The 15602-nt window shown below is 44.6% G+C and carries 16 protein-coding genes; 8 read left to right on the top strand and 8 right to left on the bottom strand.

Translation table 11 applies throughout. The features are described from left to right. Window positions 1-74: 74 nt before the first annotated feature. From J8Z23_RS19930 to J8Z23_RS19915, 4 genes are all read right to left on the bottom strand, one after another. On the bottom strand, window positions 75-2906 hold the full coding sequence (locus J8Z23_RS19930) for a GH92 family glycosyl hydrolase (RefSeq protein ID WP_301658741.1): 2832 nt from the start codon (window positions 2904-2906) through the stop codon (window positions 75-77). A 121-nt stretch (window positions 2907-3027) separates the two neighbouring features. Beyond that, window positions 3028-4428: a fructose-specific PTS transporter subunit EIIC gene (locus tag J8Z23_RS19925; RefSeq protein WP_434635820.1), complete on the bottom strand. Its 1401-nt coding sequence runs from the start codon at window positions 4426-4428 to the stop codon at window positions 3028-3030. A gap of 11 nt (window positions 4429-4439) precedes the next feature. Beyond that, window positions 4440-4880 (bottom strand): PTS sugar transporter subunit IIA, encoded by a 441-nt coding sequence (locus J8Z23_RS19920; RefSeq protein WP_170892187.1) that lies wholly within the window; start codon window positions 4878-4880, stop codon window positions 4440-4442. Between the two features lie 299 nt (window positions 4881-5179). Continuing rightward, on the bottom strand, window positions 5180-5653 hold the full coding sequence (locus J8Z23_RS19915) for a peptide-methionine (S)-S-oxide reductase (RefSeq protein WP_434635835.1): 474 nt from the start codon (window positions 5651-5653) through the stop codon (window positions 5180-5182). A 193-nt stretch (window positions 5654-5846) separates the two neighbouring features. On the opposite strand from J8Z23_RS19915, the gene J8Z23_RS19910 reads away from it, so the two are divergent. Together J8Z23_RS19910 and J8Z23_RS19905 are read left to right on the top strand one after the other, a co-directional pair. After that, entirely contained in the window at window positions 5847-6236 is a 390-nt protein-coding gene (locus J8Z23_RS19910; protein ID WP_258684353.1) for a VOC family protein, read from the top strand. Between the two features lie 91 nt (window positions 6237-6327). Beyond that, on the top strand, window positions 6328-7068 hold the full coding sequence (locus J8Z23_RS19905; protein ID WP_053808097.1) for a DeoR/GlpR family DNA-binding transcription regulator: 741 nt from the start codon (window positions 6328-6330) through the stop codon (window positions 7066-7068). 3 nt (window positions 7069-7071) lie between these two features. Here J8Z23_RS19905 and J8Z23_RS19900 read toward each other — a convergent pair whose 3' ends face one another. The 3 genes from J8Z23_RS19900 to J8Z23_RS19890 are packed head-to-tail and all read right to left on the bottom strand — an operon-like array spanning window position 7072 to window position 8869. Beyond that, window positions 7072-7428 carry a VOC family protein gene (locus J8Z23_RS19900; RefSeq protein WP_054866935.1) on the bottom strand — a complete coding sequence of 119 codons (357 nt, stop codon included), beginning with the start codon at window positions 7426-7428 and terminating at the stop codon, window positions 7072-7074. 29 nt (window positions 7429-7457) lie between these two features. Beyond that, window positions 7458-8111, bottom strand: a complete 654-nt coding sequence (locus tag J8Z23_RS19895) for an isochorismatase family protein (RefSeq protein WP_434635818.1) — start codon at window positions 8109-8111, stop codon at window positions 7458-7460. Window positions 8112-8143: 32 nt separating this feature from the next. Beyond that, complete coding sequence (locus J8Z23_RS19890; protein WP_005373953.1) at window positions 8144-8869, bottom strand: NUDIX domain-containing protein; 726 nt, start codon at window positions 8867-8869, stop codon at window positions 8144-8146. A gap of 299 nt (window positions 8870-9168) precedes the next feature. Between J8Z23_RS19890 and pncB the strand changes: the two genes are divergently transcribed. The 4 genes from pncB (at window position 9169) to J8Z23_RS19870 (ending at window position 12856) form a co-directional block, all read left to right on the top strand. Then, complete coding sequence (gene pncB / locus J8Z23_RS19885; protein ID WP_074190011.1) at window positions 9169-10479, top strand: nicotinate phosphoribosyltransferase; 1311 nt, start codon at window positions 9169-9171, stop codon at window positions 10477-10479. Window positions 10480-10813: 334 nt separating this feature from the next. Beyond that, a complete protein-coding gene (locus J8Z23_RS19880; protein WP_434635817.1) occupies window positions 10814-11173 on the top strand; it encodes an acyl-CoA synthetase in 360 nt (119 codons plus the stop codon). A gap of 214 nt (window positions 11174-11387) precedes the next feature. Next, entirely contained in the window at window positions 11388-11906 is a 519-nt protein-coding gene (locus tag J8Z23_RS19875; RefSeq protein ID WP_052764179.1) for a glycine zipper 2TM domain-containing protein, read from the top strand. A gap of 170 nt (window positions 11907-12076) precedes the next feature. After that, window positions 12077-12856: a class I SAM-dependent methyltransferase gene (locus J8Z23_RS19870; RefSeq protein ID WP_434635816.1), complete on the top strand. Its 780-nt coding sequence runs from the start codon at window positions 12077-12079 to the stop codon at window positions 12854-12856. A 64-nt stretch (window positions 12857-12920) separates the two neighbouring features. Here J8Z23_RS19870 and J8Z23_RS19865 read toward each other — a convergent pair whose 3' ends face one another. Further along, window positions 12921-13823 (bottom strand): DMT family transporter, encoded by a 903-nt coding sequence (locus tag J8Z23_RS19865; protein ID WP_226420367.1) that lies wholly within the window; start codon window positions 13821-13823, stop codon window positions 12921-12923. A gap of 94 nt (window positions 13824-13917) precedes the next feature. Here J8Z23_RS19865 and J8Z23_RS19860 point away from each other — a divergent pair, with 94 nt between their 5' ends. Then, window positions 13918-14802: a LysR family transcriptional regulator gene (locus J8Z23_RS19860; RefSeq protein ID WP_182037067.1), complete on the top strand. Its 885-nt coding sequence runs from the start codon at window positions 13918-13920 to the stop codon at window positions 14800-14802. A gap of 180 nt (window positions 14803-14982) precedes the next feature. Further along, entirely contained in the window at window positions 14983-15597 is a 615-nt protein-coding gene (locus J8Z23_RS19855) for an outer membrane beta-barrel protein (RefSeq protein WP_301658368.1), read from the top strand. Window positions 15598-15602: the final 5 nt, after the last annotated feature.

Below are 15602 nucleotides of genomic sequence, written 5' to 3'. Positions count from 1 at the left end.
AGGACTGCTTATAAAATTTGCTTGTAGGGATAGCCGGGAGATGCGCTCCCCCGGCTGAGTGGTCACTATTGGGATTAACGAGAACCTGCTGGCATCTCGTCTTCATGCAAGAACTCACCGATGCCTTGTGCTGGTGGAAGATCTTGCTCTAGAGAGCCCCAACGTTGATTTGGTTTGTCGCCCATCACGAACTCTAACTCACCGCCGTACATGATTTCGTCATGAGTCAGGTAAGTGCGGTTGAAGTCTTTGCCGTTGTAGCGAGCCGATTGAATGAAGATGTTTTCGCGGCTAACGTTCTTCGCGGTAACGGTGAACTTCTGGTTGTTGCCGACATCGATAGATGCGCTTTCAAACAGCGGAGTGCCGATTTCGTAGATGCCAGAAGAAGCATTCACTGGGTAGAAGCCAAGTGCACGGAACACGAACCACGCAGAGAGCGTACCGAAGTCGTCGTTACCACAAATGCCGTCAGCGGTGTTCTTGTAGCAAATGTTGGTTGCTGCGGCGATGGCTGCCTGACCTTTCCAAGGCTGACCGACGTAGTTGTACAAGTACGGCACGTGGATATCTGGTTCGTTACCTTGAACGTGCTGACCAACGTTACCTGTGTTGAACACTGGGAATTGGTTGTCACCTGCGTTACGGTCTGGGTAGGTTGACCAGTACTCATCCAAGCGCGCTGCAAACAAGTCACCGCGTTCTGCTTCAGGGTTTTGTGTCTTGTCGAAGCGTGTCATCAGGTCAATCAAGCCATGAATGTCGTGCTGAACACTGAACGAGTATTGCCAGCCGTTCGACTCAGAGAATGCCCAGTTAAACATGTCTGGACGCCAGTCTTTACCCACCGCGCGACCAGTGATTGGGTCTACCCAACCTGCATCGATAAACTCGCCATCGTAGTCACGGGCTTTGAACCAACCTTGGTATTGCTTACCGCCGAAGTCGAATTGCGCTTGCCAGTTTTTAGAACGGTTAGCGAACTCGGTGTAGCGTGGATCTTCTTCACCGAACACTTCTTTGATCGATTGCGCGATTGCCCAGTCGTTCATTGAGTATTCAAGCGAGTAAGATGCTGTCCAAGAATCTTTAAATGGTGAGTGACCGCCGTAAGAATCTGGTGGAGTGTCGTGCAGTTGCGCTGGCACGTAACCTTGTTCTTCGTATTCTTTGATCCATGCTACGCCTTGGCTCGTTGCGGCGCGCGCGTCAGTGATCATTGCTTCAACTAAGCGCTCTTTCACGTCTTTGCGTTCTGCTTCTGTGAAGCCAAGATCGATCATGCGTTTTTCTAGTGAGCCTTTCGACAATACATCATGAATCACAGGCGTTGAGTGCATGCCCATCATCATGCCGGTTTCGTTGCCTTTGAATGTCCACTCAGGCAGACGACCTTTGCGCACGTTGCCTTTGTCATCCACCCATTCTTCTTCAGCGTAAGACAACATAGACAGCACCACGTCGGCTAGGCGGTCAGGTTCAAGAATCGAAGACAGCGGTTGAACTGCGCGGTAGGTATCCCATAACGAGAAAGTGTCGTAGCGCGTGAAGTCTGCTTTGCCATCTTTGTTGGCATCGGCAGTGCGGATTGACTCTTTCAGCGTATCAATCTTATCGCCCCAAGGTGTGTTGCCATCTGGGTAAGCGTTACGACCTTGGTGAACTTGGCGGTAGCGACCATCTAAGTCAGAGTGAATGGTTTGACCTAGGTACGAGTGGTACATCGCGGTGTAGAAGGTTTGTTTGTAATCCTCGTCGCCAGAGACTTGGATCTTGCCGAGTTCGTCTTCCCATTTCTTCGTTGCGGCTTCGCGTACTTGGTCGAAGTTCATGCCAGCAACTTCTGTCATGTTAAGAGAAGCACCAGACTTGCCATTCTCGCCGATCTCAACGTTTGATAGCGCCAATTTCGCTTCAACCGTTAAGCCGTCTTTGGATGTGTCGAACTCAACGTAAGCGCGTGCGTATTGATACTTGCCACGTGTTTCGTTACCGATTTCTGTAATGCCTTCTGGCACGTCCATGTAACGACCTTGCTCTTTATCGTAGTAAGCAAAGCGAACGTTTTTGATTGGTTGGTCGAATTCCATCACGAAGAATTCTTTTTGGCTTGGTGCCCAGCCATCAGAGAAACGGTGACCTTCAAGGCGGTTATTGTCTTTGTCCCATTTCAAGTAAGAATCTGAGGTGTAGTCCCAGTTAATTTTGAAGCCAGTGTTCACGATGATTTCTGACTTCTCATCACGAGGGAAGGTGTAGCGGTGCACACCAACGCGATCCGACGCCGTCAACTCAGCTCTGATGTCGTAATCCAATAGATCGACTTTGTAGTAGCCTGCCGTCGCTTGCTCGTCACGATGTTGGAAGCGAGACGCTTCTAGGTTTAGCGTTGCCGAACCTTCATTAATCATGTAATCCGAACGCGAGTTGATTGGCATGACGAGAATATCGTTCAAGTCGCCAGCACCTGCTCCGGAAAGGTGGGTATGAGAGAAACCGGAAGTACGTGCGTCGTGGTAGTAGTAGCCTGAAATGTATTCCCAGCCGTTAGAACCGTTGTTTGGAGAAAGCTGCACCATGCCGTGTGGTGTGGTTGCACCAGGGTAGGTGTTGCCTAGGTTACCTGTGCCGATGAATGGGTTGACGTAGCGTGTTACGTCCATATCGGCGAAATCTACCGGGATGTGAACGCCCATGTCGATTTCAGGTGTTTCTGGGTTTGGCTTGTCATCACAGTCGCCATCGCCAACTGGAGGACATACTGGCTTGCCGCCGTCAGGAATATCCGGCAGAGCAGGGTTGGTGCCACCGCCTTCATAAATGTTGGTTGTGTCGTCGTTACAGCCAGTCAGACCGACTAGACCACTTAAAACTGCGCAAGCGAGTAGGGAAGGTTTGAATTTCATTTTTAAAGCCTTGTAAATTGTAGAGTTATATAATTAAAAAAATCAGGGGTATTACTAAAACTTAAAAACTTGAAATAGAGCCCTTTGGGGGAAAGGGCTCTTAGGGGGAGGAGCTTAAGGTTTAAGCTTTCACAAGAGTCGCTGCGTTACGCATCGCTTCTTTCGTTGAACACTCAACAACGTTTGCTTTTGCAAAGCGGTGAGCGTCTTTTACTTGGATATCGTGAGCTAGAATAACCAGCTTCGCGTTTGCTACATCTAGGTCAGTGATGCGGTTCTGGATACCGTTTTGACCTTGAGTTTCTACTTTGATTTTCAGACCCGCTGCCGCACCTGCTTTCTCTAGTGCTTTTGCTGCCATGAATGTGTGTGCTACGCCAGATGGGCAACATGTTACTGCTACGATGTCGTACTCGCCTTCGCCTGCCACTGGAGCCGCTTGAGATTGTGCTAGTTCTGCTTCTACGATTTCGTCTTCTGCTTCTTCTTCAGCGACTGGTTTCCAGAAGCCAACGATAACTGCAGTTGTTAGTGAGCCTAGTGCGATACCCACAACGTACATTGGGATGTTGCTTGATACAGGTGCTGTGATTAAACCGCCCCATGGTGCGTGTAGTAGTACGTTTGTTAGGAAGCCGAACACACAGCCAACGATACCACCAGCAACGATTGAAGGAAGAACGCGTACAGGGTCGTTTGCTGCGAATGGGATAGCACCTTCAGAGATACCGATAGAACCCATGATTGCTGCTGCTTTACCTGCTTCTTGCTCTTGTTTAGTAAACTTCTTCTTGAATAGGAATGTTGCTAGTGCCATACCTAGAGGAGGCGTACAGATTGCGATACCAACACCGCCCATTAGCCATGGTTGAGTATCAACTTGAGTTTGAGCGAATAGCGTTGCTACTTTGTTGATTGGACCGCCCATATCGAATGCAGTCATACCACCAAGAATCGTACCTAGAACCACTTTAGAAGCGCCAGCCATAGAAGCTAGGAACTCGTTCATAGAAGCCATGAAGATCTTGATTGGCTCACCGATACCCCATAGAACGATACCTGCAGAGATAAGCGTACCAACAAGTGGGTAGATGAAGTAAGCGCCCAACGCAGTCATGTTAGCAGAAAGAGGGATCTTCTTAAGTTGTAGAACTACACCACCAGCGATAAAACCAGCGACGATACAACCTAGGAAGCCGCCGCCCATGTCAGCCATGATTCCAGAAGAGATCATCGCTGGCGCTAGTGCTGGTTTGTCTGCAATTGAGTAACCGATGAAGCCACCAAGAATAATTGGGAACAACACCAGACCTTTAATACCGATATTAGAAATATCAGCCAATAACCCGTCTGCAGGAACCGCACCTTTACCGGATGCCATTACCGCCAGCGCCAGTAGTACACCACCCGCAACGATAAATGGAAGCATGTGAGAAGTACCGAATAAAAGGTGACCTTTCATGGTACTTAGGAGTTTTTTGAAATCGCTATTATTGCTAGCTTGAGCTGTGATTGTACTCATAATTTCACGCCTTATGAATTAATTAAAATATTTAGTATTTGGTTTTCGTCTTTTGCGTTATGAATATCTTCAATAAACTCTTCGCTAAATTTTCCGAATAATTCTTGAAGAACATAAATATGGTGGTCGGTACCGTTATCTGGTGAAGCAATCATGAAGAATACGGTTGGTTTGACTCCCTCTTCGTCGCCATACTCGATGCCTTCGCGCTTTACGCCAACGGCGATTGCAGGCTCTGTAACCGCTTTGCTTTTTGCGTGTGGGTAAGCGATGCCGTCCATTGAAGTCACGCTTAATACTTCACGTGCTTCGATGTCGGTTAAAAAAGCCTCTTTGCTGCTGATTCGATTATTTTCGAATAGCATTTGTGCTAGCTCTTCAAAGACTTCTTTTTTATTATTTGCTTGAAGGTTGCTTTTAATTAAATTGACGTTTGTTAGTTCTGTAATCATTTTGTGACTCATTGGTGCTGAAGTAATGAGTCAAATTTAATTAATGAAGTGGTTTTCGGAAATAGTAAAAAAAAACCAATAACTATACTTTTGTATCACTCAATCTTAAGTGTGATAGCCGTCATTAATAATGCGGAATATTATAAAATTTATTATGTGATTTATATTCCAGTTATTTTGAAATAAATAACTAGACATGAAAATGAACTGGAGGAGGATCAATAGCCCTGGTTAGGATGCAAAAAGAGGCGTTGCGCCTCTTAGTTTGAGATAATAGAAACAGCGATAAAAGCTGGCCATTAATTTTTATATTTATGCAGCAAATCTAACGGAATATGGCAGTAGTCGTTTGGAAAGCGCGTGAGTCGGTCTTGGTGCTCATCATCACTTGGCACGTAGTTTGTGAGTGGCAGCACTTCTACGGCGATTTTATCGGCATCCGGTCTTGCGGCGATAAACGCTTTAGCAATAGTTAGGTGTTGCTCGTTTTGGCTATAAACACCGGTACGGTACTTTTCACCTACGTCTTCACCTTGCTTGTTAACGCTGTGCGGGTCGATGATCTCAAACAGATACCCCATCAAAGTTGCAACCGAAACCAGCTCAGGGTCGAATTGGGTTTTCACGCATTCTGCGTAACCATCGTATTCGGATTGAGTGTTATCCGTCGTGCCATTTGCTCGTCCTGCTTCGGTGCTGATTACGCCGGGAAGGTGGCGCATAAATTCTTGAACGCCCCAAAGGCAGCCGCCTGCGAAGTAAATCTCTTCCATCATTTTATCCTGTAAAACTTTGCGCCATTATGGACATCACTTTCGCTCAAACACAACTCCAACCATAGATTTAATGACTCATTGATGAGCAGTTCGGACATAAAACAGGAACAACTCGGTGATGATTTGCTCTCTTTTTTGTGCTGCTTTTCCTCGTTAGATTGAGCGCAGTTAAGAGCTAAGGGGAACCCTAATGAAAATTGAACATATCGCGATTTGGACAGAACGTTTGGAAGAGTTAAAAGCCTTCTATGAGAAATATTTTAACGCGGTGTCTAACGATAAATACCACAACCCAACTAAGCAGTTTTCATCTTACTTTCTTTCGTTTGAAAGTGGAGCGCGATTGGAGTTAATGTCGATGGAAGGTGTGACCGCTTGTGAAAAATCTCATGCGATGCAGGTAACAGGATTAGCACACTTTGCCTTCGCTTTAGGATCAGAGCAGGCGGTGGATCAATTAACCAAAACCTTAGTAGATGATGGCTACCAATGGATCGACGGTCCGAGACAAACGGGTGATGGTTACTACGAAAGCTGCATCTTAGATCCGGGCGGCAACCGTCTTGAGCTTACGGTGTAACGCGACTTAGCTTATTTCTATCGTTCACAGGCTGCTTTCATATGAAAGTGTTCGGGCGTATACTGCAAGCTCATTAATAAGGAGTGAGCCTGTGAACCCAAGACAAAATGAAATCCTGCAATTAGTGAATGATCGTAAACGCGTTCAAGTCACGGAGCTTTCTGACATTATCGGCGTGTCGGGCGTGACCATCAGGCAGGATTTGAATTTTCTGGAGCAACAGGGCTATCTAAAGCGCGTACACGGCGCAGCTACCGCATTGCAAAGTGATGATATTGATACCCGATTAGAAGTCCGTTTCGATATTAAACAATCACTTGCAAATAAAGCGGCGGACTTGGTATCACCAAACGAAACCGTATTGATCGAGGGCGGCAGTGCTAATGCGCTCTTGGCTCGCACTTTAGCTGAACGCGGCGATGTGACCATCATTACCCCATCGGCGTACATCGCCCATCTCATCCGTAACACCTCAGCTAACATCATCTTGCTTGGTGGTGTGTATCAGCATCAAGGTGAGAGCCTCGTTGGCCCGCTCACCAAACTCTGTATTGAGAACATTCACTTCAGCACGGCTTTCTTGGGTATCGACGGATTTCACCAAGACACTGGTTTTACTAGCCGAGACATGATGCGTGCCGACATCGCAGAGGCCATTCTGGCAAAGAATAGACGTAACATCGTACTGACGGACTCCAGTAAGTTTGGACAGATTTATCCCTCTTCAATTGGCAATACCAACGAAATATCGGTGTTGTTAACCGACAAAGCCGCTCCGAAAAGCGACCTTGAGCAAATCAAAAAGCTAGGTGTGGAAGTGGTGTTGGGGTAAGTACTAATTGCTCTCCGACCATACTGCGAATTCATTTCCACTTGGTTCGGTGAAGTGGAATCGGCAGCCGCCGGGAAATTCGAAAATAGGGCGGATAATTTTTCCACCATGCTGCTCAACTTTTATCTGCGTGGCCTGAATATCTGAGCTATAAAACACTAAAAGTGCGCCACCATTTGCGGTTTGGTTTACAAACTCAGATTTGAAGAATCCGCCATCTAACCCTTGTCCTGAAAATGCAGAGTATTCAGGACCATAATCGATAAAAGTCCAGTCAAAGGTACGCTCAAAAAATTGTTTTGTAGCGTTAATATTGGTGGAACCAAATTCGACGTAATTCAATTTTTCATGTTGATGCATAGTGAAATCCTTCTCGGTTACTATCGTCTCTAGGCGAATTTTTCTACGATGATGTCATCCGCTTTTTCGACAAATAATACGCCTTGATCCTTGAGCTCTGTCAGCACATTTTCAACATTATCAGGCAGTACTGCGCGAGTTGAAGCAAGGTTGACCACCACATTGTAGCCAAGGTCCAGTGCTTGCATGACGGATTTCTTCACACAAAAATCTAGCGCGAGACCGCCGATCACTAGGGTATCAATCCCGTTGAATTTTAGAAATTCATGTGCGCCTGTCGTTTTAGTATCGGCAATATCATGGAAGAAAATACCGTAAGGATGCGCATCAGGATCCATGCCTTTATTAACTTGAAAATCATAGTCCAAAACAGGTGGTAAACCGTCTAGCAGTTCAGAACCTGTTGTGCCAAGCACACAATGGCGGTTCCATTTTATATCCACATTGGGTAGACCGACGGGTTCAAGCATGTTGGCTGGTGTTTCTGCATCCCATTTTGCTTTCGGTGGGTGCAAGTCACGGCTCACCAGTTTTAATCGGCCTTTGGCATGATTACTCAGAAGCTCCGGTACGATTTCCAACGCACCTGCAACGGGTAGTTCATTTGGACATAACTCACTAAAGCCTTTCTCTGGATCAACGTCGATCACTGCTGTAGTTTGATAGTTTACTCGAACAGTCATGGCAGACTCCTTGTCTGTCTGATTGCCTGCGTTTATCCACGCAAACAGTTTTGAAAAAAGGTTACTTCGTCGCTAGTCAGCGTATATACCATTGCGGGTTTTCCACCTTTGCCTTTGTTGGTAGAAGCGACTTTATTGGTAGGTTTTAGTACGCCTGAATCTATCAAGCGGCGCTTAATCGTCATTCGGCTAATATCAATACCAAACTCTTGATAAGCAGAAATGATGTCGGCAACCAAAAACTCTTTGTCTAATGCAAACAAAAGAACCGATGTGTATTCAATGGATGCACGAAGCTTCTGCCACGCTTTTTCAATGGTTTTTTGATGGTCAAACGCGAGAGTTTCTTCTCCATTGAGTATAGCTTGTAGCGAAAACCATTTTAGTTGGCACTCTGGTACACCAGCATTGTTGATTTGCTCTACATTGTTACGATCGACCAAGGCGTAGTGCGTAATGTTTAAGCTCCAGTCTTCTGGATCACGCTTTGGATCACCGTCGATAAACGCTTCGCTAAAATGACGAGGGTAGGTATGGATTTTCTCGCGGCAAATTCGGCGACGCGCCGCCTCAAAGTTTTCATCGGCCGGGCGTCCTCCTTCACTGGTTAAGTCTTTATCAAAGACAAATCCGCCCGGTAGTGCCCAGACTCCATGGTATGGCCGATTTGGATTTGAACGTTTAATCAACAACACTTCCAGTCCTTTATCGGCACAGCCAGATAGCCTGAATGGAATAATGTCGACAGATACGATCATGGTTGGGTCCTAATATTGATTTGTAAGTAATCTAGCGCATAACAAGTGGTCAATCAATGGGTAAGTAACGAGTTGTGCGAAACGTTTTTGGTAGTGCTTCATAGTACGCCTTGAGTATAAATCTACGAATGAATCTGACTTATTCACAATCTGTGTGCGAATTCTAGACAGGAAAACCTTATAAAAATGAGTGGTTAGTAACAAAAGTTGACAAACTATAGATGGGTGTTTATTGTTTACGCAAATTAGTTAGTAACAAAAAGTTATATACCCAGGAAGGGCGTGTAGAAGGGCACCTAATGACCACCAAACTATTTTCTTCCCGCATCATTCAAAGCGCTTTGGATTTTGATGTCTACAAAGTCAATATGATGAGCGCAGTAACAGCGCTTTACCCTGATGCAATGGTGTCATACAAATTTATTGTGCGTAGCGAGGAAGATCTCTCTGAACTGCTACCAGAGGTAAAAGCAGAAGTTCTTAAACTGCAAGACATTCAATTTACGCAAGAAGAAATCGAATACATCAAGCGTGTCGCGCCTTACCTGAATCCTGACTTTGTTGATGCACTGCGCCATTTCCGTTTCAATCCACAAAGTGATGTCTCTTTCCACAATAAAGCCATGGCTGATGGCTCAAGCCAGTTACGCATTACTATCAATGGTTTGTGGCGAGATACTATTTTGTACGAAACGATCATCATGAGCATCGTGTCTGAAGTTCGTAGCCGTCAGCGTTGGTCAGATATCCCTGTAGCGCAATTTACCACCGTTTTAGAAGAGAAAGTTCGGTACCTAAAATCCGAACTAAAACGTCGTAACATCACTAACTTTAAGTTTTCTGATATGTCGACGCGTCGACGTTTTTCCTTTCAAGCTCAGCGCACCATGCTGGAGTTCTTGTGTCAGGAAGTGCCGGAATGTTTGACAGGAACAAGCAACTACCACTTAGCAAAAGAACTGAATTTGACGCCTATCGGTACCGTTGCTCATGAATGGTTTATGGGCCATCAAGCTCTGGTGAATGTGCGAGATTCGCAAAAAGTGGCTTTGCAACGTTGGCAAAAAATGTTTAACGGTGCACTAGGTATTGCACTGACCGACACGATTGGTATTGATGCCTTCCTTAAAGACTTTGATGAAGAGCTAAGTAACGCGTATTTCGGTGTACGTCACGATAGTGGTTGCCCTTATAGCTGGGGTGAAAAAATGATTGCACATTATCAGTCGCTTAATATAGACCCGTTAACAAAAACGCTGGTGTTTACAGACGGACTTAACTTCGAACAAGCGTTAGATATTTGCGAGTATTTCCAAGGACGTATTCAGGTGAGTTTCGGTATCGGTACTTTTCTTGCGAACGATATGGGTGATTATGTCAATAAAGAGGGTGAAGCCTACCAGCCACTTTCTATCGTGATCAAAATGGTCACGTGCAATGGTTCACCAGTCGCAAAAATCAGTGACGAACCTGAGAAAGCCATGTGTGAAGATATCTTCTTTTTGATGAACCTCAAGCGCCGCTTCGAGCAACCTCTTGATTTAAATGAGTGTCGTAAACTGATTGATCGTCTAGAAACTGAAGGTCAAAACTATCTCATCGACGCGTAGGCGTTATCCCTCCTTCTTGATAAGCACCCTCTATCGTTACGACAAATTTATATAGACAAACGTAGAGGGTGATTTCGTTATAGTAATACGCAGAAGTAACCAGATACAGCGTAGGAAAGCACTCGAAAATGAGGTTGTTTTTTTGATGTGCTATGTGCCTATGATTGGTGTAAATCGATACGTTACAGCATCGTGGAAGGTGTATTTTCATCGGACACTAAACTCAGTCTAATCACGTAGTTTATTCCCATGTACCATGAGGTCACTCGGGTATAGACGTCTATCTGCTTTTATGACTTTGGGCTTCGCGTAATTGCTTGAATCAGGAGTCAAAATGAACCTAGTAGTACATTTGCAAAAGAAAGCGATCCGAAAATATGGCTATGAGATGGCCACTCGGCAGGCATGGAAATGTGGCATCAAGGCAAATCTTGTTAAGCGCGTGATCGGCCTTTTTAAAGGACAAATTGTTTGTGTGGTTGAAGGTTGTCGCGCAGAGTTTTCTTCTCCTCTTAATAACCCCCTTCACGAAGATAACAAGCAAGGGCGATATGTGTTTGTTGGCGGTGTATGCTGGGAACCAAACAACATCATTGCTCCTGGCTTTCCTGATTTTATGTTTATGCACGTGCGTAACCTGAGTCACCGTCATAAGTATTTAACCGACGACGAACTGTTTTTAAGCTTGGCTTAAAAATAAGCCTCATAGGTTAATCAAGCCTAATCATAATCAGTAATGATACGGTTTTAGCTCAGTTGACATTCTGTTGAGTGTTTCTTGACGTACCTTTTATAAAACAGTGTTTCTTTACTCGTTAATGACAGAGGGTTTGTTTTCGCCTGATGTGATTTCCTAATTGCGATTTACTATACCGCTCATCAAAGCAAACCATACTGGGATGTAAATCATGAATATGAAATCTATCGCAATTGCAACGGCAGTTGTTGCTGTACTAGCAGGCTGTAAAGACAAAACGCCACCAGCTCCAACCCATGCAAACATTACTTTGGTTGAAGCGGTGACTGAAACTGTGAAAAATCCACACCAAGTATGTAAAGACGTGGTAGTAACGGAGCAAGTTGCTCCTACGGATGATAATAAAATAATTGGTACGGTCGGCGGCGCAGCAGCTGGCGCGGCATTGGGTAACCAAATCGGTGGCGGCTCAGGTAAAGTGATTGCAACTGCAGCTGGTACGATTGCTGGTGCATTAACGGGTCGTAAGATTCAGGAGAACGTGCAACAAGGCGATGTAGTGACAACGACGAAAAAGCAGTGTCACACAGAATACACAACATCTGAAAAAGTAGTGGGTTACGATGTCACTTATGAAGTTTCAGGTGCGCCAACGACGGTTCGCTTAGCGAGCAAGCCAGCGACAAAAACGTTCCCAATTCAAGATGGCAAAGTTGTTCTTCCGCAATAACTAGCTCCTCAACCGAAGTAATTAACAAGCCCTTTTATCTTTGAGATGAAAGGGCTTTTTCACATAAGCGGTGTTTTCATCTATTTTCCCGCGGGAATGTGCAGCCAGAATTACTAGTCAATTTCAGCGTTCGATACAATCACTTTTCGAAAAGTACGAACGGAAAAAACATGGAAGATTTTTACCTGACCGATCGCGGTTTAGCTGGTTATTTCGAAGCGCAATGGTTCGACAAGTTCATCGAAGATAAGCAGATTGAGACGATAACCAGTCGCTCAAAACAAGTCCCACTCTCTTTTTTGTCATCACCTCACTGCTCCCAAGTTGCTGATTTTATTGCGCAGATGGCACTTGAGAGCGGCGTTCAGCCGTATTCCCTACTTGAGGTTGGCGCGGCGCTGGGAAGAAACTATTATGAGTTAGTGCAACGCTTACCTAACCTTAAAGAAGCGACGCTTGTGGAGCCTTCAAATAGGTTGATGGATGGCTTGAAGCAACTATTAATAGAAGAACAACGAGTCGAGCTAACTTATCTTCATGATGTGAACACCTTAAACGCTTTAGAGGTAGAGAATAGAGATATCGTACAGAAATGTGCTCATGTTGATTTGACGCTAATTAACCAGCCTTTTGAGCTCGATACTCTCCAATCTCGCTTTGATTTAGTCGTATGTTTAAATGTGATTGATCAATGTGAGTCGCCACTTAGCGTGATCAATGCTCTAAAAAAAACCACCAAGGTTGGTGGGCTGATCGTTGTCTCTTGCACTTATCAGTGGAGTGCGAAACACATCAAAAATAAAGAAGAAGCGGTTGATGATATCAAAGAATACTTTGCTGAAGGCTGGCGTCTAGTGTCGGAAGCCGATCATGAATATCGCATCCGGTTTAATGATCGCTTTGCAAGGCAGTTTTTATCTCATGTGGTCGCTTACATCAGAATGGATTAGAGCCACATAAAAAAACCGAGTACTTACGACTCGGTTTTTTTAGTCTTTGAGATAGAGCGCGATTTTAAGTAACGTGCGCCTCTTGTTGCTCTCGCTCTCGCTCTTGCTGAGCTTGCAGCTTTTTCTTGCGACGTTCTCGTTTAGAAAGCCAAACCAGCGGCACAACAATCATTATTGTTCCTATAGCCATAAATATGTCTGGCACTTCTCCAAACCAGATTAATCCCACAAACACGGCACCAATTAAGCCACTGTATTCAGCGCTGGCAATTTTGTTGCTATCAATCGAGCGGTAAGCGATCACACATGTTGCCGCATAAATCATGATGAACAAACTTGAGCCAGCAGCGACAGGGAAAGCACTCCAGTCCCAAGGTTCCGCTTCGATCAGAACAAGTAAGAAAGCCACGGGAATACCTGCCAAGTTTGTCATTAATAGCGTTTGCATGACGGACTGATTTTTTGGCAGTTTTCTAATAAGCAAGTTATTGATTGCCAGGGTAATAGCCACAACTAAAGCCGAAATCGCTGCCCAGTCGATTTGATCTGGACGAATGATGACCAACACACCAGCAAAGCCCATGATCGCAGCCGCGACCGATTGTTTAGACAGCTGTTCGCCAAAAAATATCGCGGCAAGCGGCAGCATGATTAATGGCGCGGCGTAGAAGATTGCGTTCGCAGTTGCGAGCGGTAAAGATGAAATCGCCAAAACCATAAATATAGCACCAAGCAACCACACGTGAGCGCGGACAGCATGCCATTTAAATCCTTCAAGAAAATGAGTCTTTTTTGTCAGCAAGCAGACAGGCAGTAGGAAAAGCACTGCGGAAATTTGTCGGAAAAAGACAAACTGAAAAATAGGCACTTCATTTCCGACACTTTTAATTAAAGAGTCCGAAAGCACCGCAATGAGATTCCCAACAATTAATAGCAGCATAGCTGCGCCGACCGATGTAACTTTCACTTATTTCCTCTCCTCTTTCTTTGCCAAAGAGTAGGTGATGTCATAGGATGAAGTGAAGTGATATTTATTAGTTTAAGTATGAGATTTTTAGATAATGAAATTGCCACCACTCAGAGCGGTTCACTGTTTTGAATCTGTCGCTCGAAACTCTAGCTTTTCGCTTGCGGCTGAAGAGCTCAATGTGACGCAAAGTGCCGTTAGTCATCAGATACGATTATTGGAAGATTATTTGGGCGAGTCATTATTTATTCGTCAAGGAAGAAAGCTCTCTTTATCGGATACTGGTGCTCGTTATTTAGAGGATATTAGCCCGGCAATTAGCTCTATTGCGATGGCCAGCCAAAAGGTGAGAGAAGGGGACAAAGGCAGCATACGTTTAGCGATTTATAGCTCGCTTGCCGTAAAGTGGCTTATTCCGCGTTTGTCTGATTTTAAGCGGTTACATCCGGAAATCGATCTGACACTCAATATGGTTGTTGGTGATCCTGAGCAGACAGATAGCGTTGGTGATTGTTTTATCACGGTAGAGAAGCCAAAGCGCAACTATATGTCGGTGAAGTTATACGCGGAAACGCTGTATCCGGTATGCAGCCATAAAATTTGGAAAGAGTTACAAGATCAACCCATTCCAGAAGCGCTTTGGCGATATCCTATTTTGTCGACAGACTCTATTTATCGTGAGAGAGGAAAAGACTGGGCAGAGTGGTGCAGAGCGGGTGGTTACACTTTGCCAAAAGATGTCGATGTTCAACATTTTAGTCATATGTTGTTGGCAATTGAGGCTGCACGTTATGACCAAGGCATCGCATTTGCGAATGATTTTATGCTCAATGAAAGAGATAAAGCGCATGATTTGGTGTATATCCCTTCTCATGGATTAGAGACGGGGGACAGCTTTTATTTTATTCATAAAAAGAGCCGAACCAAGCAGGCGGAAATTATCAAACTCACTAATTGGTTGAAGCAACAGTGCTTATGAAATGACTAAATTGTCATAATTAAGAAATAAAGTGGCAAAGTTGTGTTTAAATATTTCATGTTTTATTGAGTTTTTATTCAGTAACATCAACTTGGTTTTGAAACCGAGTGAAATGGATAGCATGACGTGCTTAAGGATGGGCAAAACACAACCTCAATAATTAACAGGCAGTGAAATACAATGTTAAAAAAAACATGGCTAATGACAGCCCTTCTAGCAACATGTTCTGTTGCAAACGCAGCTCCTTACGTTGGTGCATCGGTAGGTCAAGCATCTTTTGGTGATGTTAATGGCTCTATCAATGGTGGTGGTACCAACGCTAGCACTAAGCTTAAACTTGAAGATGACTCAAGCCTTTCAGGTAAAGTATTTGGTGGTTACAAGTTTAACGAATACATTTCTCTAGAAGCAGCCATTGGTGGCTACGACGCTTTAGACGGCAAAGTTGTTACTGTTGGTGATATGAAGTATTTATCGATTCAACCAAAGGCGACTCTACCTATTGGTGATCGTTTCAACCTTTTTGCTAAAGCTGGTCTTTCTTACTTCAATGCTGAATTCAAAATTAGCAACTCTGTGATTGACGGTAGCGCAGGCCATACCACCATTTCTGACAGCACTGTGACAGGCATGTACGGTTTAGGCGCAGAGTTCGCTATTACAGAAAATTTTGCTCTACAAGTTGAATGGGAATACATGATGCCTGAGCTAGACATTGCGAAATTTGGCAATGAAAAAGTAACAGTTGATGCTGACATCAACGTGTTCTCTGTAGGTATGAGCTACCGTTTCTAAGAATA

Source organism: Vibrio sp. SCSIO 43086 (genome assembly GCF_051132235.1).
Taxonomy (GTDB): Bacteria; Pseudomonadota; Gammaproteobacteria; order Enterobacterales; family Vibrionaceae; genus Vibrio; species Vibrio diabolicus.
Note: the sequence above shows the minus strand (reverse complement) of the source record. Positions and strands in the feature narration are given on the sequence as shown.

Bases quoted from the DNA above. Each gene is read 5' to 3' on its own strand.
- J8Z23_RS19930 (WP_301658741.1), bottom strand. From the start codon at position 2,906: ATGAAATTCAAACCTTCCCTACTCGCTTGCGCAGTTTTAAGTGGTCTA.
- J8Z23_RS19925 (WP_434635820.1), bottom strand. From the start codon at position 4,428: ATGAGTACAATCACAGCTCAAGCTAGCAATAATAGCGATTTCAAAAAA.
- J8Z23_RS19920 (WP_170892187.1), bottom strand. From the start codon at position 4,880: ATGATTACAGAACTAACAAACGTCAATTTAATTAAAAGCAACCTTCAA.
- J8Z23_RS19915 (WP_434635835.1), bottom strand. From the start codon at position 5,653: ATGGAAGAGATTTACTTCGCAGGCGGCTGCCTTTGGGGCGTTCAAGAA.
- J8Z23_RS19910 (WP_258684353.1), top strand. From the start codon at position 5,847: ATGAAAATTGAACATATCGCGATTTGGACAGAACGTTTGGAAGAGTTA.
- J8Z23_RS19900 (WP_054866935.1), bottom strand. From the start codon at position 7,428: ATGCATCAACATGAAAAATTGAATTACGTCGAATTTGGTTCCACCAAT.
- J8Z23_RS19895 (WP_434635818.1), bottom strand. From the start codon at position 8,111: ATGACTGTTCGAGTAAACTATCAAACTACAGCAGTGATCGACGTTGAT.
- J8Z23_RS19890 (WP_005373953.1), bottom strand. From the start codon at position 8,869: ATGATCGTATCTGTCGACATTATTCCATTCAGGCTATCTGGCTGTGCC.
- pncB (WP_074190011.1), top strand. From the start codon at position 9,169: ATGACCACCAAACTATTTTCTTCCCGCATCATTCAAAGCGCTTTGGAT.
- J8Z23_RS19880 (WP_434635817.1), top strand. From the start codon at position 10,814: ATGAACCTAGTAGTACATTTGCAAAAGAAAGCGATCCGAAAATATGGC.
- J8Z23_RS19875 (WP_052764179.1), top strand. From the start codon at position 11,388: ATGAATATGAAATCTATCGCAATTGCAACGGCAGTTGTTGCTGTACTA.
- J8Z23_RS19870 (WP_434635816.1), top strand. From the start codon at position 12,077: ATGGAAGATTTTTACCTGACCGATCGCGGTTTAGCTGGTTATTTCGAA.
- J8Z23_RS19860 (WP_182037067.1), top strand. From the start codon at position 13,918: ATGAAATTGCCACCACTCAGAGCGGTTCACTGTTTTGAATCTGTCGCT.
- J8Z23_RS19855 (WP_301658368.1), top strand. From the start codon at position 14,983: ATGTTAAAAAAAACATGGCTAATGACAGCCCTTCTAGCAACATGTTCT.